At 69.7% G+C, this 21,281-nt stretch carries 16 protein-coding genes; 8 read left to right on the forward strand and 8 right to left on the reverse strand.

Going from position 1 to position 21,281, the window contains the following annotated elements; translation table 11 throughout:
- The first annotated feature begins 65 nt into the window (after positions 1-65).
- From ACHZD8_RS11360 to ACHZD8_RS11370, 3 genes are read left to right on the forward strand one after another with little or no spacing between them, the layout of a single operon-like run.
- On the forward strand, positions 66-1,376 hold the full coding sequence (locus tag ACHZD8_RS11360; RefSeq protein WP_394770538.1) for an O-acetylhomoserine aminocarboxypropyltransferase/cysteine synthase family protein: 1,311 nt from the start codon (positions 66-68) through the stop codon (positions 1,374-1,376).
- Positions 1,373-1,945, forward strand: a complete 573-nt coding sequence (locus ACHZD8_RS11365) for a CoA-binding protein (RefSeq protein WP_394770539.1) — start codon at positions 1,373-1,375, stop codon at positions 1,943-1,945. The genes ACHZD8_RS11360 and ACHZD8_RS11365 overlap by 4 nt, the downstream gene beginning before the upstream one ends.
- A 28-nt stretch (positions 1,946-1,973) precedes the next feature.
- The gene (locus ACHZD8_RS11370) at positions 1,974-2,576 is read left to right on the forward strand and encodes a hypothetical protein (protein ID WP_394770540.1); all 603 of its coding nucleotides are present in this window, start codon (positions 1,974-1,976) and stop codon (positions 2,574-2,576) included.
- 312 nt (positions 2,577-2,888) lie between these two features.
- On the opposite strand, the gene ACHZD8_RS11375 is transcribed toward ACHZD8_RS11370, so the two are convergent.
- Positions 2,889-4,739 (reverse strand): thioredoxin domain-containing protein, encoded by a 1,851-nt coding sequence (locus ACHZD8_RS11375; protein ID WP_394770541.1) that lies wholly within the window; start codon positions 4,737-4,739, stop codon positions 2,889-2,891.
- Positions 4,740-4,761: 22 nt separating this feature from the next.
- Here ACHZD8_RS11375 and ACHZD8_RS11380 point away from each other — a divergent pair, with 22 nt between their 5' ends.
- Positions 4,762-5,523, forward strand: a complete 762-nt coding sequence (locus tag ACHZD8_RS11380) for an MBL fold metallo-hydrolase (protein ID WP_394770542.1) — start codon at positions 4,762-4,764, stop codon at positions 5,521-5,523.
- A gap of 61 nt (positions 5,524-5,584) precedes the next feature.
- Positions 5,585-6,145: a TetR/AcrR family transcriptional regulator gene (locus ACHZD8_RS11385; protein ID WP_394770543.1), complete on the forward strand. Its 561-nt coding sequence runs from the start codon at positions 5,585-5,587 to the stop codon at positions 6,143-6,145.
- Positions 6,146-6,223: 78 nt separating this feature from the next.
- Here the strand turns inward: ACHZD8_RS11385 and ACHZD8_RS11390 are convergent, their stop codons facing one another.
- The 4 genes from ACHZD8_RS11390 to ACHZD8_RS11405 are packed head-to-tail and all read right to left on the reverse strand — an operon-like array spanning position 6,224 to position 10,446.
- Positions 6,224-7,336 (reverse strand): bifunctional 2-methylcitrate synthase/citrate synthase, encoded by a 1,113-nt coding sequence (locus tag ACHZD8_RS11390; protein ID WP_394770544.1) that lies wholly within the window; start codon positions 7,334-7,336, stop codon positions 6,224-6,226.
- 36 nt (positions 7,337-7,372) lie between these two features.
- Positions 7,373-8,266, reverse strand: coding sequence for a methylisocitrate lyase (gene prpB / locus ACHZD8_RS11395; protein ID WP_394770545.1), 894 nt, complete (start codon positions 8,264-8,266; stop codon positions 7,373-7,375).
- A complete protein-coding gene (locus tag ACHZD8_RS11400; protein WP_394770546.1) occupies positions 8,266-9,774 on the reverse strand; it encodes an MmgE/PrpD family protein in 1,509 nt (502 codons plus the stop codon). Before ACHZD8_RS11400 ends, prpB begins: the two co-directional genes overlap by 1 nt.
- A 9-nt stretch (positions 9,775-9,783) precedes the next feature.
- On the reverse strand, positions 9,784-10,446 hold the full coding sequence (locus ACHZD8_RS11405; protein WP_394770547.1) for a GntR family transcriptional regulator: 663 nt from the start codon (positions 10,444-10,446) through the stop codon (positions 9,784-9,786).
- Positions 10,447-10,587: 141 nt separating this feature from the next.
- On the opposite strand from ACHZD8_RS11405, the gene ACHZD8_RS11410 reads away from it, so the two are divergent.
- Positions 10,588-12,483, forward strand: coding sequence for an AMP-binding protein (locus ACHZD8_RS11410; RefSeq protein ID WP_394770548.1), 1,896 nt, complete (start codon positions 10,588-10,590; stop codon positions 12,481-12,483).
- A 295-nt stretch (positions 12,484-12,778) separates the two neighbouring features.
- On the opposite strand, the gene ACHZD8_RS11415 is transcribed toward ACHZD8_RS11410, so the two are convergent.
- Positions 12,779-13,687, reverse strand: a complete 909-nt coding sequence (locus ACHZD8_RS11415; protein ID WP_394770549.1) for a hypothetical protein — start codon at positions 13,685-13,687, stop codon at positions 12,779-12,781.
- A gap of 198 nt (positions 13,688-13,885) precedes the next feature.
- Between ACHZD8_RS11415 and hrpA the strand changes: the two genes are divergently transcribed.
- Both hrpA and ACHZD8_RS11425 read left to right on the forward strand, forming a co-directional pair.
- Positions 13,886-17,728 carry an ATP-dependent RNA helicase HrpA gene (gene hrpA / locus ACHZD8_RS11420; RefSeq protein ID WP_394770550.1) on the forward strand — a complete coding sequence of 1,281 codons (3,843 nt, stop codon included), beginning with the start codon at positions 13,886-13,888 and terminating at the stop codon, positions 17,726-17,728.
- Between the two features lie 78 nt (positions 17,729-17,806).
- The gene (locus tag ACHZD8_RS11425; RefSeq protein ID WP_394770551.1) at positions 17,807-18,964 is read left to right on the forward strand and encodes a thiolase family protein; all 1,158 of its coding nucleotides are present in this window, start codon (positions 17,807-17,809) and stop codon (positions 18,962-18,964) included.
- Between the two features lie 24 nt (positions 18,965-18,988).
- Here ACHZD8_RS11425 and msuE read toward each other — a convergent pair whose 3' ends face one another.
- Positions 18,989-19,621 carry an FMN reductase gene (gene msuE, locus ACHZD8_RS11430; RefSeq protein WP_394770552.1) on the reverse strand — a complete coding sequence of 211 codons (633 nt, stop codon included), beginning with the start codon at positions 19,619-19,621 and terminating at the stop codon, positions 18,989-18,991.
- A 60-nt stretch (positions 19,622-19,681) separates the two neighbouring features.
- Complete coding sequence (locus ACHZD8_RS11435; RefSeq protein ID WP_394770553.1) at positions 19,682-21,277, reverse strand: long-chain fatty acid--CoA ligase; 1,596 nt, start codon at positions 21,275-21,277, stop codon at positions 19,682-19,684.
- Positions 21,278-21,281 lie beyond the last annotated feature (4 nt).

Genomic DNA, 21,281 nt, shown 5'->3' on the forward strand with positions numbered 1-21,281 from the left:
GGGCGTGTTACGCCTCGTGGCGTGCACGCGCGGCCCGGCCGACCACGCTGGGGTAGCGTTCTCGCATGGCCGAACGCGACAACACAGACCGAGAGTGGGGCTTCCGCACCCGCGCAATCCACGCCGGGAACATCCCCGATGCCGTCACCGGGGCGCGGGCCCTGCCGATCTACCAGACCACCGCCTTCGTCTTCGACGACACCGCGGATGCCGCGGCCCGCTTCGCCCTGCAGAAGTACGGCAACATCTACAGCCGCCTGGCCAACCCCACCGTCGCCTCCTTCGAGGAGCGCGTCGCCTCGCTCGAGGGCGGGCTCGGCGCCGTCGCGACGGCGAGCGGGCTGAGCGCGCAGTTCATCACCTTCGCGTCGCTCGCGGGTGCCGGCGACCACATCGTCGCCTCGGCGAGCCTGTACGGAGGGTCGATCACGCAGCTCGACGTGACCCTGCGCCGGTTCGGCGTGGACACGACGTTCGTGCAGGGCTCCAACCCCGAGGACTACGCCGCGGCGATCACCGACAAGACCAAGCTCATCTTCGCGGAGATCGTGGCGAACCCTTCCGGCGAGATCGCCGACCTCGAGGGGCTCGCCGATGTCGCCCATGCCCACCACATCCCGCTCATCATCGACTCGACGATCGCCACCCCCTACCTCACCCGGCCGATCGAGTGGGGGGCGGATGTCGTGGTGCACTCCGCCACGAAGTTCCTCGGCGGACACGGCACGACCCTCGGCGGCGTGGTGGTGGAGTCCGGCCGGTTCCACTGGGCCAACGAGCACTTCCCGCTCTTCGACCAGCCGGTGCCGTCGTACGGCGGGCTCAACTGGCACGGCAACTTCGGCGAGTACGCATTCCTCACCCGGCTGCGCGCCGAGCACCTGCGCGACATCGGGCCCGCGCTGTCCCCGCACTCGGCCTGGCTGCTCGCCCAGGGCGTCGAGACCCTCCCGTTCCGACTCCAGGCGCACGTGGACAACGCGCGCATCGTGGCCGAGTGGCTCGAGGCCGACCCGCGCATCGAGTTCGTGAACTGGGCCGGGCTGCCCGGCCACCCGCACTTCGACCGCGCGAAGAAATACCTGCCCAAGGGGCCGGGAGCCGTGTTCAGCTTCGGTGTGCGGGGCGGCCGGGAGGTGGGGCGGACGTTCATCGAGTCGGTGAACCTGGCCAGCCATCTGGCGAATATCGGCGACGCGAAGACGCTCGTCATTCATCCCGCGTCGACCACGCACGCGCAGTTGAACGAGCAGCAGCTCGCCGATGCCGGCGTGCTTCCCGGACTGGTGCGCATCAGTGTAGGAATAGAAGACCCGGACGACATTGTTTACGACCTCGACCAGGCTTTGACGGCCGCGACGAAGGGCAACCGATGAGCACAGCACCGACCGATGTGACGGTCCTGCCGAACGGCCTGAGTTGTGCGCTTCCGGCGGACTCTCCGCTGGCCAAGCTGCTCAAGTCGCAGCGCACCTGGGTGGGTCCGAGCGCCAAGGAGCGGCTCGCGATCCTGCGCAAGGCGAAGTCCATCGCGATCGTCGGGGCGTCGCCGAATGCGGCCCGGTCGAGCTACTTCGTCGGCACCTACCTCCTGCAGTCGAGCGACTACCGGGTGTACTTCGTCAACCCGAATGCCGACACCATCCTCGGGCAGAAGGCGTACCCGGATCTCGCGTCGCTGCCCGAGGTGCCGGACATCGTGGATGTGTTCCGCAAGGCGAGCGACATCCCCTCCGTGATCGACGATGTCGTCGCGATCGGGTCCCCCGTGGTCTGGGTGCAGCTCGGCATCTGGAACCAGGAGGCCGCGATCTACGGCGAGAGCAAGGGGCTCACGGTGGTGATGGACCGGTGCATCAAGATCGAGCACGCCCGATTCCACGGCGGCCTGCACCTGCTCGGATTCGACACGGGAGTGATCACCTCCCGCAAGACTGTCCGCTGAGCACCCGTGCGCCTTGGAGCCTGACGCGATGAGACCTCGCGCGGCCGTTCCGTACCTCACCGTCGGCCTGCCGCCGCTCGTCCTCGCGGCGGTCGGGGTCACGCACCCGATGCACCTCACCGCGTCGACCGCCGAATACTGGCGGAACCTGCACATCGGCATCCTCGCGGTGTTCCCGCTCCTCGGCTTCGCGCCGTGGCTGATCCTGCGCGGACGCGGCGCCGTGTTGAGCTGGCTGGTCGGCACTCTCGGATTCCTCTACGCCGCCTTCTACACGGCGCTCGACGTGCTCGCCGGTATCGGGGCCGGCGGCCTGCGGCTCGACGACATGGGGCGGGCCACCGGAACGGTTTTCGGCCTGGGCCGCGACCTCGGACTCGTCGGCAGCGTCGCCCTCGTGCTCGCCGCGACGATCGCCGGAGTCGTCGCGATCGCCTCGACCGGCCGGCCGGCCATCCCGGGCGCGTTGCTCGTCGTCGTGGGCTCCGTGCTGTTCCTGCGAGACCACATCTACTTTCCGGTGGGCGTGCTCGGGCAGCTCTTCCTTGCCGTCGGCTGGGTGGCGTTGCTCCTCGCCGCTCGCTCCGCGACCCGCGCTCCGGGTAGCACTCCCGTTGTGCAGGACGCCTAGCCCGTCGCTTGCTGAGGCCCTCTGGCCACTCCCGTTGCGCCCTCCGCCGGGCTCCCCGTGGCTCCTTGGAGACTCCCGTTGTGCAGGACACCCGCCCCTCCGCCCGGCACCCACGGGCAGACTCTCCCTGGCAGACTCCCGTTGTGCAGGACACCGAGTCTGTCACACCCGATGTTTGCCGGCGCCGGGCGTCCTGCAGAACCAGAGTCTCCAGAGCATGGCCACGAGACCGGGAGCGCCAAGCGTCCTGCACAACCAGAGTCCCGGGGAAACGGGAAGACGAGGCGGCTGCGCGACAGGGCCGCAACGGCCTCAGGACAGCAGGGCGCGCTCGAGCTCGGCCGCATCGGTGAGCGGCAGCCTGCAGACGAACGACTCGCAGAGGTAGGCGGCCTCCCGGTCCCGGCCCTCGAAGAGCTCGAACCCGGCGGCCGCGAACGCCTCGGCCTGCGCGCGGGTGACCACCGTGCTGACCGCCCCGCTTCGAAACCAGCCGCGCGCGACGGCGGCCAGGGCCGAGTCGGGGTCGTCGCTCACGACCACGAGCTGGGCGACCGGGGCCGCGAGCGCGGACATCACGGCGAGCGCGCCGCCGAACGACACCGGCCGCGGCACCGCGAGGGGCGCGAGCAGCTCCATGGCTTGTTCGCTCGCCTGCCGATACGGGGCATGGCCGGTGAGCAGGTAAAGCCGCAGCGAGGCGGCGGCCATCGCGCTCAGCCCGGACGGGTACGCGCCCTCGGACGGGTCGACCTCGAGGGCCAGACCGCGGACGGCGAGCGCGGGATCCGCCCCGCCCGGCACTCCGAACGGGGTCGCGGCGGCGGCCGCCAGTGAGGCATCCACGAGGCGGCGCGCGGCGATCGCGTACCGCACCTCCCCGCTCGCCGCGGCGAGCGTGACGAGGCCGGCGGCGAGCATGCCGTAGTCCTCGAGGGTGGCCCTGGCGCTCGACACTCGCTCGCCGATCGACGCGCGAAGCAGGGTGCCGTCCGCCGCGAGATGCCGGGCCAGGATGTCGTCGGCCGTCGCGCCCGCGGCCGCCACCCAATCGGGACGGGAGAGCGCAAATCCGGCCGTGGCGAGGGCCTCGATCGCCAGACCATTCCAGCCGGTGAGCACCTTGGCGTCCACCGCCGGGGGTCGTTGCGCCGCCCGGCCCGCGGCATCGAGAGCGTAGTAGCCGCCCTCCACCCGCACACCGTCGACCGTGCTCTCGCTGTCCTGGGCCGAGGCGAAGCCGCCGCCCGGCTGGGAGAGCACGGCATCGAGGAAGGAGACGACTCCCTCGGCGGTGGCCCGGCCGGCGCCCGGCTCGAGCTGCTCGAGTCGCGCGTAGGCCTGCAGAAGCAGGGCGTTGTCGTAGAGCATCCGTTCGTAGTGCGGTTCCGTCCAGTCGCGCGCCGTCGCGTAGCGGAAGAAGCCGCCCTCGATGGGGTCGCGCAACCCGGAGCCGGCCATCGTGCGCAGGGTGCGCGTCGCCAGCGCGCCGGCCTCGGCATCCCCCGAGGCGCCCCGTTCGAGCAGGAAGAGCAGCACGGGAGCGACCGGAAACTTGGGCGCCCGACCGAATCCGCCGAACTCGGTGTCCTCGCCCTCGAGCACGTGCCGCACCGCCAGCGCGAGCTCCGCGTCACCGGGCAGGGCTCCGGCCGCCGGCACGCCCTGGTCGGCGATCGCCTCCGCGACGACCGCGGCACTCTCCTCCACCTCGGCGCGCCGGTCCCGCCACGCCTCGAGCACCGATTCGAGAACCTGCCGAAAGGCCGGATGCCCGCCCATCGGCGTCGGGGGCCAGTAGGTTCCGGCGTAGAAGGTGCGACCCCGCGGGGTCACGAACACGTTGAGCGGCCAGCCGAGGTTCTCGGTGAACGCGCCCGCCGCCGCGAGGTAGCTCGCGTCGACGTCGGGATGCTCCTCCCGGTCCACCTTCACGGCGACGAAACCGGCGTTGATCACCGCGGCGGTGTCCGGATCGCTGAAACTCTCCCTCGCCATGACGTGGCACCAGTGGCAGGTTGAATAGCCGATCGAGACGAGCAGGGGCACATCCCGGCGCTCCGCCTCCGCGAAGGCGGCCTCGCCCCACGGAAACCAGTCGACCGGGTTGTCGGCGTGGGACCGCAGATAGGGGCTCACAGCATCCATCAGGTGGTTCGGCATCTCTCCAGCGTAGGCTCAGAGGGTGTCTACGACAGCCATCACCTACATCGGTGGACCAACGGTCCTTCTCGACTACGCGAACCTCCGCATCGTGACTGATCCCACGTTCGATGCGCCTCAGACCTATGCCGAACCGGGGTCGACCACCCTCGTGAAGACACACGGCCCCGGCATCCCGCGAGGCGAGCTCGGGCCCGTCGATCTCGTGCTGCTGTCGCACCACGGCCACAAGGACAACCTCGACTACGAGGGTCTCGAACTGATCGCGCAGGGCGTTCCCACGCTCAGCACCGTGATGGCGGCGAACGATCTCTTCGGCGGAAGCGTGATCGGCCTCGACGGCTGGGAGACCTTCGACATCGGCGCGGTCACGATCACGGCCGTGCCCGCCCTGCACGGTCCGCCAGGATCCGAACGCCGGTCGGGTCCGGTGATCGGATTCGTGCTTCAGGCGCCGGGCGAGCCGACCGTCTACGTGAGCGGTGACAACGCCTCCCTTCCCCTCGTCGGGCAGATCGCGGACCGCTTCGCTCCCATCGACATCGCCGTGCTCAACGCGGGCGCCGCGCGGGTGCCGGCCGTCGACGCTCCGCTCACACTGACCTCCTCGGATGCCGTGGCCGCGGCCCGCCTGCTGGGCGCGAAACGGGTGGTCGGCGTGCACACCGAGGACTGGGCGCACTTCTCCGAGACCCGCGCGAACCTCGAGGAGGCGTTCGGTGATACCGGCCTCCTGGTCGCCACGCCGCGGGGCGAACGGGTGGAAATAAACTGGGGCGTATGACTCGGAACAGAGGGGGTCGAAAGTCCTAGGTATGTCCGCGCCCCGGGCCTAACATGAGCAGATGTCTGATCCTAGAGTGCAGAGAACCCGGCTCCACGTGCTCAATACCGCCCGCCAGATGCTCGGCGAGCGCTCTGGAGAGCCGTTGACGCTAACCAGCCTCGCCACGAGAGCGCAAGTCTCGCGGCGCACGCTGTACACCCACTGGGGCACGATCGATCGCGTCATCAGCGACGCCGTGACGCTCCGTGAGAACAGCGACGGGCTCAGCCCGGAAGGACTCTCGCCGCGCGAGCGCCTCGAGATCTACCTGGCCACGATCCGTGAACGCCTGCACGACCCGGTGACCAATGTCGCCCTGGCGACCCTGATCCATCAGGCCGCCCAGGACGGCGCGGCCTCGGAGCCGCTCGCCGCGCTCGGGGCCTGGCCCATCGATGCCTTCACCGACACCGTGGGCCCGGTCACTCTGGACCAGTACCTGCAGATCGTGGGTCCGCTGTTCCTCTCCGAGTTCGTGATGCGCGAGCCCGCGTCGGATGCGCTGCTCGCGCGGCTCGTGCAGACCGGTCTCGACATCCTCGACCTCGCAGAGGTAGTCGAGGCCGCCCAGCCCGTCTAGCCCGCGCACGATACATCCGGACCACTGGAGGGCGGAGCCTGGGGCGCCGCCCTTCGGTGCCGGTTGTCGTGCTGCTGGTCAGTCGATGTGTCGCTCGTCCGGACCGTTGTACAGGCTCAGGGGTCGGATGAGCGCGTTCGAGCCGAGTTGCTCCATGATGTGCGCGGTCCAGCCGGTGATCCGGCTGGCGACGAACAGCGGCGTGAACATCTCGGTGTCGAAGCCGATAAGGCGGTAGGCGGGACCCGACGGATAGTCGAGGTTCGGCTTGATGTTCTTGCGCTCGGCCATGGCGGTCTCGAGGGCGTCGTAGAGGTCGCCGAGATCCTGCGCGTCGTACTCGGCGATGAGGGTGTCGAGCGCCGCCTTCATGGTGGGCACCCGGGAGTCGCCGTTCTTGTAGACCCGGTGGCCGAATCCCATGATCTTGCGCTTCTCGGCGAGCGCGGCATCGAGCCAGGCCGCGGCCTTGTCCGCGCTGCCGATCTCGTCGAAGGTGTGCATCACGGCCTCGTTGGCCCCGCCGTGCAGCGCGCCCTTGAGGGCGCCGATCCCCCCGACGACGGCGCTGTACAGGTCGGCGAGGGTCGAGGTGATCACCCGCGCGGTGAACGTCGACGCGTTGAACGAGTGCTCGGCGTAGAGGATCATCGACACGTCGAAGGCGTTGACCACGACGAGGTCCGGCACGTCGCCGAACGTCATGTGCAGGAAGTTGGCGCTGTAGCCCAGGTCGTCGCGCGGCTCCACCAGGTGCTGGTCGCGACGGCGGCGCTGGTCGTAGGCGACGATCGCGGGAAGCTTGGCCAGCAGCGACACCGACTTGGCCAGGTTGGATTCGGGGCTCGAGTCCGCGGCATCCGGATCGTTGGCGCCGATGACGCTCACCGCGGTGCGCACGACATCCATCGGGTGGGCGGTCAGCGGAAGGTCGTCGATCACGCGCTTGACGTTGTCGTCCAGGGCCCGCAGCGAACGCTCGAGGGTCTCGAATTCGGCGAGCTGGCGCTCGTCGGGCAGCTCGCCGTGCCAGAGCAGGTAGGCGACCTCCTCGAAGTAGCACTTCGCGGCGAGTTCCTGCACCGGGTAGCCGCGGTAGAGCAGGGAATTGGTGTCTGGGTTCACCTTCGAGACCGCCGTGAAGTCGACGACGACACCGGCGAGGCCCTTGTGGATGGCTGGATCGGTCATGGTGCTCCTTGTGATTTTTCCGTGGCCCGGCCGCCGTCAGACGGTGAAGTTGAATACCGAACTATCGAACGCGTTGTACGACTCGTAGTCGAGCAGCTCATACAGTCTCGCCCGGGTTTGCATGTCGGGAACGCGAGAAGCGAGCGAACCCTCCGCATTGATGGTATCGAGGCCGCGCTCCGCGGCCCCCATCGCCAGCCGAAGAAGGCTCACCGGGTAGATGACGATGTTGATTCCGACGTCGGCGAGCTGCCGGGTGGTGAACAGCTCGCTCTTGCCGAACTCGGTCATGTTGGCGAGCACCGGCACGTCGATGGCCCGGCGCACCGCCTCGAATTCGGAGAGGTCGGCCATCGCCTCGGGGAAGATCGCGTCGGCGCCGGCATCCACGAGCTGCTTGGCCCGGTCGATCGCCGCGCCGATGCCGTCCAGGGCCCGGATGTCGGTGCGCGCCATGATGAGCAGGTTCGGGTCGCGACGGGCCGAGACGGCCGCGCGGATGCGCTTGATCGCCGTGTCCGAGTCGACCACCGCCTTGCCGTCGAGGTGGCCGCAGCGCTTGGGGTTGACCTGGTCCTCGATGTGCAGGCCGGCGACCCCGGCATCCTCGAGGGTCTGCACCGTGCGGGCCACGTTCATCGGCTCGCCGAATCCGGTGTCCGCGTCGACGAGCGACGGCAGGTCCGTCATCCGGCTGATCTGCTGGGCGCGGCCCGCGACCTCGGTGAGGGTCGTCATCCCGATGTCCGGCAGCCCGAGGTCGGCGGAGATCACGGCGCCGGAGATGTAGACGCCGTCGAAGCCCTTGTCCTGGATGAGCCTGGCGCTCAGCGGGTTGAAGGCGCCAGGCAGGCGCAGCAGCTCACCGGTGGCGAGCGCGGCCCGCAGGTTGGCGCGCTTCTCGGCGGGGGTGGTGGGGGCGTACAGCATCAGAAGAGTCCTTTCGGGCCGGGGAAGCCGGCCAGGAGGCCCGGCCGGGCGGTGACGGTGAGGCCGGACAGGTCGTCGGCGCCGAGGGAGGGCAGCCGCTGGGCGAGGTCGAGGAAGCGCTCGATCTCCGTCGGTTCGAGCACGCCGTCCGCGAGGGTGCGGAACTTGGCCACGTACTGCTCCCGGGCGAACGGCCTCGCCCCGAGGGGATGAGCGTCGGCCACGGCGATCTCGTCGACGATCGTCGAGCCGTCGGTGAGGGTGATCGCGACGCTCCCGCCGAAGGCCTTCTCTGCCGGGTCGGTGGAGTGGTAGCGGCGCGTCCACTCCGGGTCTTCCTCGGTGACCACGCGGTTCCAGAGCGCCACGGTGTCCGGGCGGGCGGCCCGCTCCGGGGCGTACGAGCGCTCGTGGTTCCACTCGCCGTCCTGCAGGGCCACGGTGAAGATGTACGGGATCGAGTGGTCGAGGGTCTCGCGACTCGCCTTCGGGTCGTACTTCTGCGGGTCGTTGGCACCCGATCCGATCACGAAGTGCGTGTGGTGGGAGGTGCGGATGATGACCCGCTCGATGGTGCCGGCGTCGCCGAGGGCGGGATACTCGCGATGCAGCTTCCTGGCCAGGTCGATCCAGGCCTGCGCCTGGTACTCCGCCGAGTGCTCCTTCGTGTACGTGTCGAGGATGCCGCGCTTGGCCTCGCCGGCCTCGGGCAGCGGCACCTCGTAGTTTGCATCCGGTCCGTCGAGCAGCCAGGCGATCACGCCGTCCTCGCCCTCGTAGATCGGGGTGGGGCTGGTCTGGCCGCGCATCGCCCGGTCCACGGCCTCGACCGCCATCTTGCCGGCGAAGGCCGGGGCGTACGCCTTCCAGGTGGAGATCTCGCCCTTGCGGGACTGCCGGGTGGCCGTGGTGGTGTGCAGCGCCTGCCCGATTGCCTGGAAGATCGTGGCGGTGTCGAGCCCGAGCAGGGTGCCGATGCCGGCGGCCGCGGACGGGCCGAGGTGCGCGACGTGGTCGATCTTGTGCGCGTGCAGGCTGATCGCCTTCACCAGGTCGACCTGGATCTCGTAGCCGGTGGCGATCCCGCGGATGAGGTCGGCGCCCGACTTGCCGGCGTGCTGGGCCACGGCGAGGATCGGCGGGATGTTGTCCCCCGGGTGCGAGTACTCGGCGGCGAGGAAGGTGTCGTGGTAGTCGAGCTCGCGCACGGCGACCCCGTTCGCCCAGGCCGCCCACTCCGGGCTGTACCGGCCGCCGACGCCGAACACCGTGGAGCCTGGCGTGTACGGGTGATCCTGCGCCTGGGCCCGCGCGGCCACGACGGGAGCCCGGGTGAGCGACGCGGTGGCGACCGCCGCGTTGTCGATCACGCGGTTGACGATCATCTCGGCCACCTCATCCGTCACCGCCACCTGGTCGGTGGCGACCTCGGCGATCTTCCAGGCGAGCTGGTGCTCGCGCGGCAGGTTCTCGGAGCTCGGGTGGGTGCGAACGGAGTGGAGTTTCACGGTGCTTCCTTACGTGGTCGGGGCGTGTCGAGTGGATTCGAGGGCGCTTTGCAGCGCATTGTGCAGGTGTACGTGCGTGGCGTGGGCGGCGAGGTCCGCGTCGCGGGCGGCGATCGCCTGCACGATCAGCAGGTGTTCCCCCGCGGCGGCGGAGAGGCGCACCGGGTTGTCCTTCGCAAGGCGGCGCACGCGCACGAGATGGGTGCGCAGGCTGTTGAGCGCGGCGACGAGGTAGGGGTTTCTCGCCGCGTCGTCCACGGCCTGGTCGAATCGCTCGACGAGGCCGTAGTAGGCGTGCCTGGCCGGATCGTCGTGTTCGAGAAGTTGCGGCACGGCCCGGAACTCCCGGCTCAGATCATGGAACACGTCGCCCTCGTGCCTGATCGCCGCGAGACGGGCGGCCTGCGCCTCCAGGGACTGACGCACTTCGAAGATCTCGCGGATGTTCTCCACCGAGATGTCGCTCACGACGAGTCCGCGGCCGGCCTGGGCGAGCACGAGGCCGTCGGCGGTGAGGCGGGCGAGGGCCTCGCGCAGCGGCGTGCGGGAGACTCCGAGCCTTGCGGCCTGGTCGACCTCGCCGAGCACGCTGCCCGGCGGAAGCTCCCAGTCGATGATCTCCTCGCGAAGCACGAGATAGGCCCGATCGCTCGCGCGCAGTGCAACGGCCATGGCCCCATCTCCCTCGTCGGCGGACGTGTCGTGCAGTCTAGGCTGTGTATACAAAATAGACAATAGTGACCCGATTCGGGGTCGATATGCCATACTAGAGCATCTTTGTGTATACAGACAAACGTCAATGGGGAGGTTTTCATGGACTATCGCTCCACGACCGAGCGCAGCATCCGCGACCCAGAGGGATTCTGGCTCGAGGCGGCCGAGGCGATCGACTGGCACGTGGCACCGACCGCGGCCATCGACGACTCGCACGCGCCCCTCTACCGCTGGTTCGCCGACGGCATGCTCAACACCTGCTACAACGCGCTCGACCGGCACGTGCTCGCCGGCCGCGGCGAGGCCACCGCCCTCATCTACGACTCCCCCGTGGTGGGCGCGAAGAAGAGCTACACCTACTCGGCGCTGCTCGAGAAGGTCGCCCGGTTCGCCGGGGTGCTCGCCGAGGCCGGAGTGTCGGCCGGCGATCGCGTGGTGATCTACATGCCGATGATGCCGCAGGCCGTCGTGGCCATGCTCGCCTGCGCGCGGCTCGGAGCCGTGCACTCCGTGGTCTTCGGCGGCTTCGCGGCGAAGGAACTCGCCGCCCGCCTCGACGACGCCGAACCGACGGTGATCGTGACCGCGTCGGGCGGCATCGAGCCGAGCCGGGTCGTCGAATACCTGCCGACGATCGTCACCGCGCTCGAGTTGAGCCGTGGCACGGTGCGCACCGTGATCGTCAAGGACCGGCCGGAGGTTCCCGGCTCCGCCCGGGAGCTCGAGGGCGCGGCAGGCGTGGAGTGGTGGGACTGGGACGAGGCGGCCGGCGTCGCGACGCCCCACGATCCCGTGCCCGTCAGGGCCACCGACCCGCTCTACATCCTCTACACCTCCGGCACGACGGGCGCACCGAAGGGGGTCGTTCGCGACAACGGCGGCCACGCCGTGGCAATGGCGTGGTCGATGCGCAACATCTACGACGTGCATCCGGGCGACGTCATGTGGACCGCGAGCGACGTCGGCTGGGTCGTCGGCCACTCCTACATCGTCTACGGGCCGCTCATCGCGGGCGCGACGACGGTGCTCTACGAGGGCAAGCCGGTCGGCACGCCGGATGCCGGGGCCTTCTGGCGCGTCGTGAGCGACTACAGGGTCAAGGTGCTCTTCACGGCCCCCACCGCGCTGCGCGCCATCCGCAAGGTCGACCCGCACGCCGCCCTCGCCGACCAGTACGACCTCGGCTCGCTCGACGCCCTCTTCCTCGCCGGTGAGCGTCTCGACCCGGAGACCTGGACGTGGGCCACCGCGCTGCTCGAGAAGCCCGTCGTGGACCACTGGTGGCAGACCGAGACCGGCTGGGCGATCTGCGCGAGCCCGCGCGGCATCGAGGACCTGCCGCTGCGGGCGGGTTCCCCATCCTTTCCGGTCCCGGGGTTCCAGGTGGAGATCGTGGACGAGCACGGCCACGAACAGCATCCGCTCGCCGAGGGCAACATCGTGATCAGGCTCCCGCTCCCGCCCGGCACCCTCAGCACCCTGTGGAAGGGCGACGACCGCTACATCCACTCCTACCTCTCCGCCTTCCCCGGCTTCTACCTCACCGGCGACAGCGGCTACTTCGACCGCGAGGGCTACCTCTATGTGATGGGGCGCACCGACGACATCATCAACGTGGCCGGGCACCGCCTCTCGACCGGCTCGATGGAGCAGGTCCTCGCCCAGCATCCGGCCGTCGCCGAGTGCGCGGTGATCGGCGTGGCCGACCCGCTGAAGGGGCAGAAACCCGTCGGCTACGTCGTGCTCAAGAGCGGCTCGACCCCGGTCGAGAGCGAGCTTGAGGCGGAGCTCGTCGCGATGGTGCGCGACCAGATCGGTGCCGTCGCCGCCTTCCGCGACGTGGTGGTGGTGAGCGCGCTGCCGAAGACGCGGTCCGGCAAGATCCTGCGCAAGACCATGCGGCAGATCGTGGATGGCGAGGACTACGTGATCCCGCCCACCATCGAGGACACCCAGGCGATCCAGGTGATCGTGGATTCGGTGGCTCGCGGCTGAGTCTCACCGTCCCCGCCAGGGGTCGTCGGGGTCGCTGCCCCGACCGCGGAAGCCGCGCGCGCTCGGCACGACCGCCTCGCGCCGCGCTCCTCGTCCGTGTCCGCACCCGCCCGCTCCACGCGCCCGCCCGTGTCCGCCCGTACCCCGCGCTCGCCTCTGAGGTGCCCGGAATTGTCGCGTCACAGCCGGCGTGGCGGCAAAACTGGGCACCTCACCGCCAACGCCGCGACACACGGCGCCGCACGCCGACGGATGCACGCAACTTCGCGCGTCATCGCGCCTTCGCCCCTATTCTTCAGATGGCACGAGGCAGGGCGGCAACGGCACGGATGCGGGCCACAAGCTCGACCGGATCCTTCAGATCGTCGGCGTTCAGCTCCATCACACGCCAGCCCAGCGCCTCAAGACGCGACCGGCGCGTCATGTCGGCCCGCCACTGTCGCTTCCCGGGGCGGTGATAGTCGCCCTGGTATTCCAGAATGATCTTCTCGGCGTCGAGGATCAGGTCCGTGCGACCCACGAACTCGCCGAAGCGATCAGTAACAGTGTGATTGACCCGAGGCTCGGGAAACCCCGCAAGCAGCAGTATCACCCGGAGGTGCGATTCCGGCGGCGACTCCGCGCGATCACTGAGCATCTGAAGAGCTCGCCGAAGCACCTTCAGCCCGCGGCGCCCGATACGCGACGTGACGGCGAGTTCGAGCTGCTCCCGGGTGGCAAGCGGCTGCCGCCAGTGGATGATGTGGTCCCCGGCGGCCACCAGGTCCGGCAGTGTGAGCATGTCGGCGAGATCGCACCAGGTTCGAGCCGCCGTCGTGAGACGGATTCCACCTCGCCGAGATATCTCGCCGTGTTCGATGCGAAGCCGATGGCCGACGAGCCCGCGAGCGTGGGGCGCACGCACCGGATCCTTGACGGCCACGTGCAGAACGGAATCCGCCTCCCAGGCGAGTGGCACGGGGATACCCACGAGCAGGGCCGCGGTCGTATGGCTGAAGAACGCGTGGTCCGGCATTCGCCGCTGCAGCAGCAGACAGCGTTCGCGAACGCCGGCCGCCGGTCCGGCGGATCTCACTCCCCAATAGCTGCGGTCAAGGTCACCCGCCCGAAGTCGTCGGGCGCTCAGCCCGGCCTCACGCCCCTCCTCCACGGAGAATGCCCCACTGGCGATCTCCGGCGGAAGCGGGCTGGGGCGAGTGGGCATGTCTCGAGAATGGCGGATGCCGCTCAGCTCCGCGCGCCTTGTCCACATCAGCCGAGAACAGGTCCGTCGAGGTGCCCACTTCTGCCGCTACCCGCCCCTTCGTCACGGCAGAAGTGGGCACCTCGGCGCCGGCGGCCGCCCCCGAGGCGGGCGGGCGGTGAGGGAGGGGAAAGCCGGCGGCCGTACGATGGAGTGCCGATGCCAGATACCAGCCCCCACCCCGAGCCAGCCGTGGCGAGCGCGGTCGTGACGAGCGCGGACCCCACGAAACCGGCGCCGGGTGGCCCCGTGATCACCTACCCGGAAGACCTCCCGGTCAGCCAGCGGCGCGAGGACATCGCCGCCGCCATCCGCGACAACCAGGTCGTGATCGTCGCCGGGGAGACCGGCTCGGGCAAGACGACGCAGCTGCCGAAGATCCTGCTCGAGCTCGGCAAGCAGAGCATCGGGCACACCCAGCCGCGCCGCATCGCCGCCCGCACCATCGCGGAGCGCATCTCCGACGAGCTCGGCACCCAGCTCGGCTCTCTCGTCGGCTACCAGGTGCGCTTCACCGACCGGGTCGGCAAAGACACCCGCATCAAGCTCATGACCGACGGCATCCTGCTCAACGAGATCCACCGGGACCGGCTGCTCACCAAGTACGACGCCATCATCATCGACGAGGCGCACGAACGCAGCCTCACCATCGACTTCCTGCTCGGCTACCTGCGGCAGCTGCTGCCCAGGCGCCCCGACCTCAAGGTGGTCATCACCTCCGCGACGATCGACCCGCAGAGCTTCTCGAAGCACTTCGGCGACGCCCCGATCATCGAGGTGAGCGGCCGCACCTTCCCGGTGGAGGTGCGCTACCGCCCGCTCGTGGCCGAGGTGCCGATCGACGACGACGAGGATGCCGCCGAGACCGCCGCCGACCTCGACCCGATGGAGGGCATCAACGCCGCCCTCGACGAACTCGCCCGCGAGGGCACCGGCGACGTGCTCGTGTTCCTCAGCGGCGAGAACGAGATCCGGGATGCCGAGGAGTCCATCCGCGGACGGAACCTGCCGTTCACCGAGGTTCTGCCCCTCTACGGGCGGTTGAGCGCAGCGGACCAGCACCGCGTGTTCGACACCTCCCGCACGCCGGGCGTGCGGCGCCGGGTTGTGCTCGCCACCAACGTGGCGGAGACCAGCCTCACGGTGCCGGGCATCAAGTACGTGATCGACGCCGGCACGGCCCGCATCTCCCGCTACAGCGTGCGGTCGAAGGTTCAGCGCCTGCCGATCGAGGCGATCAGCCAGGCGAGCGCCAACCAGCGTTCCGGCCGCAGCGGCCGCACGAGCGACGGCATCGCGATCCGGCTCTACTCCGAGGCCGACTACATGTCGCGACCGGAATATACCGAGCCGGAGATCCTGCGCACCAACCTCGCCGCCGTGATCCTGCAGATGATCTCGCTGGGACTGGGCGACATCGCGAGCTTCCCGTTCCTGCAGCCGCCGGACTCGCGGGGCATCAAGGACGGCCTCGACCTGCTCCGCGAGCTCGGCGCCGTGGCCGGCACCACGGCCGAGCCCACCATCACCCGGGTGGGCAAGCAGCTCGCCCAGCTGCCGATCGATCCGCGCCTCGCCCGCATGGTGGTGGAGTCGAAGCAACACGGGGTCACGCGCGAGGTGATGGCGATCGTGGCCGGCCTCAGCATCCAGGACCCCCGCGAGCGTCCCCTCGAGCGCCGCCCGCAGGCCGACCAGTCGCACGCCCGCTTCGTCGACCCGACGAGCGACTTCCTCACCCTGGTCAACCTCTGGAACTACCTCGAGCAGCAGGAGAAGGAACTCAGCGGCAACCAGTTCCGTCGGATGTGCCGCAGCGAGTACCTCAACTACCTGCGTGTGCGGGAGTGGAAGGACGTCTATCGGCAGCTGGAGCGCCAGGCCAAGCCCCTCGGCCTCGTGATCACGGGCGCGAGCGTCAACCCGAACGGCATCCACCGCTCGCTTCTCGCCGGCCTGCTGAGCCAGATCGGCATCCGGGATGTCGCCAAGAAGGACTACGTGGGCGCCCGCCAGGTGCGCTTCAGCATCTTCCCCGGCTCGGCCCTGGCGAAGAAGCAGCCGGCCGAGATCATGTCGGCCGAACTGGTGGAGACGAGCCGGCTCTTCGCCCGCACGAATGCGGCGATCGATCTGGCCTGGGCCGAGCCGATCGCCGGGGACCTGGTCAAGCGCAGCTATGGCGAGCCGCACTGGGAGAAGAAGCAGGGGGCCGCGGTCGCCTACGAGCGGGTCACCCTCTACGGAGTGCCGATCGTGGCACGGCGCCGGGTTCAGTTCAGCCGGGTCGATCCCGGCTACGCGCGCGAGCTGTTCATCAGGCACGCGCTCGTCGACGGCGAGTGGGACCTGGCCAGGCTCGATGCCCGGATGAGCGCCTTCGACCGTGCCAACCGCGCCCTGCGCCGGGAGCTCGCCGAGCTCGAGGAGCGCACCAGGCGACGAGACATCCTCTACGACGACGAGGCCGTCTTCGAGTTCTACCAGCGCCGCATCCCGGCGGACATCACCTCCCAGCGCTCCTTCGAGACCTGGTGGCGGAAGGCTCGGGCCGAGACCCCCGAGCTGCTCACCATGACCGCGGAGAACCTCGTCGACGAGCCGGAGACGACCGAGGTCGAGCCGGTGGAGGACGCGTACCCGAGCCTCTGGCAGCAGGGCGACCAGCGGCTCACCCTCACCTATCGGTTCGAGCCGGGCGCCGAGGACGACGGGGTGACCGTGCAGGTGCCGATCGCGCTGCTCGCCCGGTTGAGCCCGCACGGCTTCGACTGGCAGGTGCCCGGGCTTCGCGAGGATCTCGTGACCGCGCTGATCAAGTCGCTGCCGAAGTCGATCCGCCGCAACGTCGTTCCCGCGACCGACTGGGCCCGCCGGCTCCTCGCCGAGCTCCCGGGCGAACCGGGCGAACTATCGCTCAAGGCGACCCTCGCGGCCGCGATCACCCGCCTCACCTACGTTCCGGTCACCGCCGGCGACTTCGACGAGGCCCGCGTCCCGCCCCACCTGCGGGTGACCTTCGCGGTGCTCGACGAGCGATCGCGCCCGGTCGCGAGCGGCAAGGACCTGGCCGAGCTGCAGAGGCGACTGGCCACCTCGGTGCGGGAGAGCGTCGCTCGCGCCTCCGTCGCCATCCCCACCAACGCGATCGAGCGCACGGGCCTCACCGGCTGGGACTTCGACGAGCTGCCGCGCATCCTCGACACCAGGCAGGGCACCAACACAATCCGCGCCTACCCGGCCCTCGTCGATGAGGGCGCGACGGTGGCGATCCGGCTGATGAGCACCCCGCAGGACCAGGCGAGCGCCATGCGGGCCGGGGTGCGCCGGATGCTGCTGCTGACCATCCCCTCCCCCGTCTCGTACGTGCAGGAGCACCTCACCCACGCCGAGAAGCTCACCCTCGCGCAGAGCCCGTACCGCACCACCGGGGAGCTCTTCGCCGACTGCATGGCGGCCTGCATCGACGCGGTGCTCGGCGGCCGCGAGGTCTGGACCAGGGCCGAGTTCGAGGCGGCGAGGGATGCCGTGTCCGCCACGATCATGGACTCCCTGTTCCAGACCGTGTCGCTCGTCTCCACCATCATCGCCCGGGGACGCGAGGTGGAGAAGGCCATCAAGGCCGCCACGAGCGTCGCCCTGCTGAGCCCGCTCGCCGACGCCCGCGAGCAGCTCTCGGCGCTCGTCTATCCCGGCTTCGTGTCCGCGACCGGCCTCGCCCAGCTGCGCCGGCTGCCGGTGTACCTCACGGCGATCGTGCACCGCATCGGCAAGCTGGCCGAGAACCTCGGCAGGGACCGGGTGTGGATGTCGGAGGTGCAGTCCGCGACCGCGCGCTACACCGCGGCCGGCGGCACCCTCCCGCTCACGCCCGGGGCCGGCGAGCGTCTCACACGGGCCCGCTGGCTGCTCGAGGAGCTGCGGCTGAGCCTCTTCGCCCAGCACATCGCCACGGCGGAACCGGTGTCGTTGCAGCGCATCACCAAGCTTCTCGCCGAATAGCCGGCCGAACCGTAGAGCCGGCCGATCCGCGGAGCCGCCCAAGGCGCCATCCCGGCGCCGCGGGGTTAGGCTCGATTCATGTCACAGGCAGTCATCGTCGACGTTGTCCGCTCCGCCTCCGGCCGGGGCAAGCCCGGGGGGCAGCTTTCCGGCCTGCACCCGGTGGACCTGCTCGCCACTGTGCTGTACAGCCTCGTGAAGCGCAACGACCTCGACCCGGGGATGGTCGACGACGTGATCGGCGGCTGCCTCAGCCAGGTCGGCCAGCAGTCGGTGAACATCACCCGCAACGCCGTGCTGGCGGCCGGATTCCCCGAATCGGTGCCCGGCACCACCGTGGACCGGCAGTGCGGCTCCAGCCAGCAGGCCGCCGCCTTCGCCGCCCAGGGCGTGATCGCGGGCGCCTACGACATCGTGATCGCCTGCGGAGTCGAGCAGATGAGCCGCAACCCGATCAACTTCGCCACCCTCGGCGAGGACCCGTGGGGGCCGATGGTGCACGCCAGGTACCCGGACGGCCTCGTCGGCCAGGGCATCTCCGCCGAGCTCATCGCCGCGCGTTGGGACCTGTCGCGCGAGCAGCTCGACGAGTTCTCCGCCCGCTCGCACCGGCTCGCCGCCGCCGCCGACTTCTCCCGCGAGATCGTGCCGGTGGGCGACACCCCGCTCGTGGACGAGACCGTCCGACCATCCACGACCGCGGAGGGGCTCGGCGGACTGAAGCCCGCCTTCTTCGACGAGGCGACCGCTGCGCGCTTCCCGGAGATCCAGTGGCGGGTGACTCCCGGCAACTCCTCCCCCCTCACCGACGGCGCCTCGGCGGCGCTCATCATGAGCGAGGAGCGGGCCGCGTCTCTCGGCCTCACCCCGAGGGCCCGGTTCCGTCACTTCGCCGTGACCGGCTCCGACCCGATCGAGATGCTCACCGGGGTGATGCCGGTGACCCGGCGCATCCTCGAGCGCAGCGGCATGGCCATCGACGACTTCGACAGCTTCGAGGTGAACGAGGCGTTCGCCTGCGTGCCGCTCGCCTGGCGGTACGAGACCGGGGCCGACCCGGCGCGGGTGAACCAGCGCGGCGGGGCGATCGCGCTCGGGCATCCGCTCGGCGCCTCGGGAACGCGCCTGCTCACCACCCTGGTGAACACTCTCGAGCAGACCGGCGGCCGGTTCGGCCTGCAGACGATGTGCGAGGGCGCCGGCATGGCGAACGCGACGATCATCGAGCGGATCTGACCGCCCGGTTGAGGCCCCAGGGCCTCAGCTGAGCAGGCGGATCGGCACGTGGGCGGGGGCCGCCTCCGGTTCGCGCACCACCCGGCCGTCGAGCACCTTGGCGATGTCCTGCTTCTCGGCGAAGTTCGAGTTGATCAGCGGCAGCGAGCGTTCGACGACCTTGCGGATGCGGTCCTTAAGGAACGTGCTGCTCACGGTGTAGTCGGTGAAGTCCGAGTCGTGCGCGTAGATCCCCAGCGGCAGCGTGAGCGCCTGGAAGAACGAGAACAGCGGCCGGAACTGGTGCTCGATGATGAGGGCGTGCCGCTCCGATCCCCCGGTCGCCGCGAGCAGGATCGGGGTGTCGACCAGGGCGTACTGGTCCACGAAGTCGAAGAGGTGCTTGAACAGCCCGGTGAACGACGCCCGGTAGACCGGCGACGCGACCACGAGCAGGTCCGCGGTCTCGATCCGCTGCAGCTCCCGCTCCACGTTCTCCGGCAGCTCCGGCCTGGTGAGCACGCCGGCGAACGACGGCCCGAGCTCGTTGAGCTTGATCAGGTGGGCGTCGATCGGCAGTTGCGCGCCGAGTTCGGCGAGGATCGCCTCGACGAGGGCGATGGTCTTCGACGGCGCGTGCAGGCTGCCGGTCACGGCAACGACGTTTAGCTTGGTCACCTGCTCGACGCTAATCGAGCGACAGCGGGTTCGGGGCAGTGTTGCCTCGTGTGACGGCCGCTACGGCGCCGTGACGCCCTTGGCCCGCACCGCGACCGCCTCGGCCTCCTCCGCCTCGTAGTGGGCCACGAGCTCGCGCTTGAGCACCTTTCCGCTCGGACCGAGCGGTAGGGCCTTGACGATCTCCACCCGACGCGGGTACTTGTACGACGCGAGCTTCTCCTTGGCGTGGGCCGCGAGGGTCTCGGCGTCCACCTCCTCGCCGGGGGTGAGCACGACCACGGCCATGATCTCCTGCCCGTGCGTCTCGTGGGCGACACCGAACACGGCGGCGGTGGAGACCGCCGGATGCGCTGTCAGCACCTCCTCCACCTCCCGCGGGTAGACGTTGTAGCCGTTGCGCAGGATCATGTCCTTCTTGCGGTCGACGATCCAGAGGTAGCCGGACTCGTCCTTCGTGCCCAGGTCTCCCGTGCGGAACCAGCCGTCGACCACGGCCTTCGCCGACTCCTCGGGCAGGTTGAGGTAGCCGCTCATGAGGTTGTGTCCGCGGATCACGATCTCGCCGAGCTCGTCCACGGGCAGGAGCTCGATCGAGTCGTCGACGTCGGCCCGGGCGATCTCCACGTCCACGCCCCAGATCGCCTGACCGATGCTTCCGGCGCGCGGCGGCCGGCCAACGTGGTTGAAGCTCGCGACGGGCGAGGTCTCGGTGAGGCCGTAGCCCTCGTAGATCTCCACCCCGAATTCGGCCTTGAACCGTTCGATCACGGCGAGCGGCAACGAGGAGCCGCCGGAGACCGCGTAGCGCAGCTTCGGCCGGTCCGGCGTCTTCTTGGCGGCCTCGAGCAGCGCGATGTACATCGTGGGCACGCCCATCATGATGGTGCACTCGCTGTCGATGAGGGTGCGCAGCGCGGTGTCCCCGTCGAAGCGCGGCAGCAGCACGATCTTCGCGCCGATGCGGAACCCGGTGTTGAGGGTGCAGGTCTGCCCGAAGGTGTGGAAGAGGGGAAGACAGCCCATCACGGTGTCGTCCGGCCGCATGTCGAAGGTGCTGAGCAGCAGGGTGTTTGCCTGTTCGACGATCGCGAAGTGGCTGCCCTCCGCACCCTTCGGCTTGCCGGTGGTGCCGCTGGTGTAGAGGATCGTGGCGATGTCGGACGGCTCGCGAGGCACGTAGGTGTCGATGGGCTCGGCCTCGGCGGCGAGCCCCTCGAGCTGCGGGATGTCGCCCACCGGCTCCGGCGCGAGCACCGAGATCACCGGGATGCCGGCCTGCGACGCGCCCTTGGCCCCCTCGCCGAGCAGCGGGGCCGCGCAGACGAGCAGGGTGGCGCCGGAGTCCCGCAGCACGTACTCGATCTCGTCGGCCTTGAGCAGGGCGTGGATCGGCACGACGATGCCGCCGAGGCTCAGGATGCCGTAGTAGGCCCGCGGAAAGTCGGCGACGTTCGGGATGAGGATGGCCACCGGGTCGCCGACGCCCACGCCGAGCGCCTTGAGGGCGCCGGCATAACCACGGGTCTCCCGCCAGAGCTGGGCGTAGGTGTATTCCGTGCCGCCGACGACCACCGCGACGTTGTCCGGGTGCCGCTCGGCGGACTCCTTGAGGATCGCCGCGACGGAGATGGTGGAGTAGCTCGGGTGGGTCATGATT

This window comes from Lacisediminihabitans sp. (assembly GCF_043726815.1).
Lineage (GTDB): Bacteria > Actinomycetota > Actinomycetes > Actinomycetales > Microbacteriaceae > Lacisediminihabitans.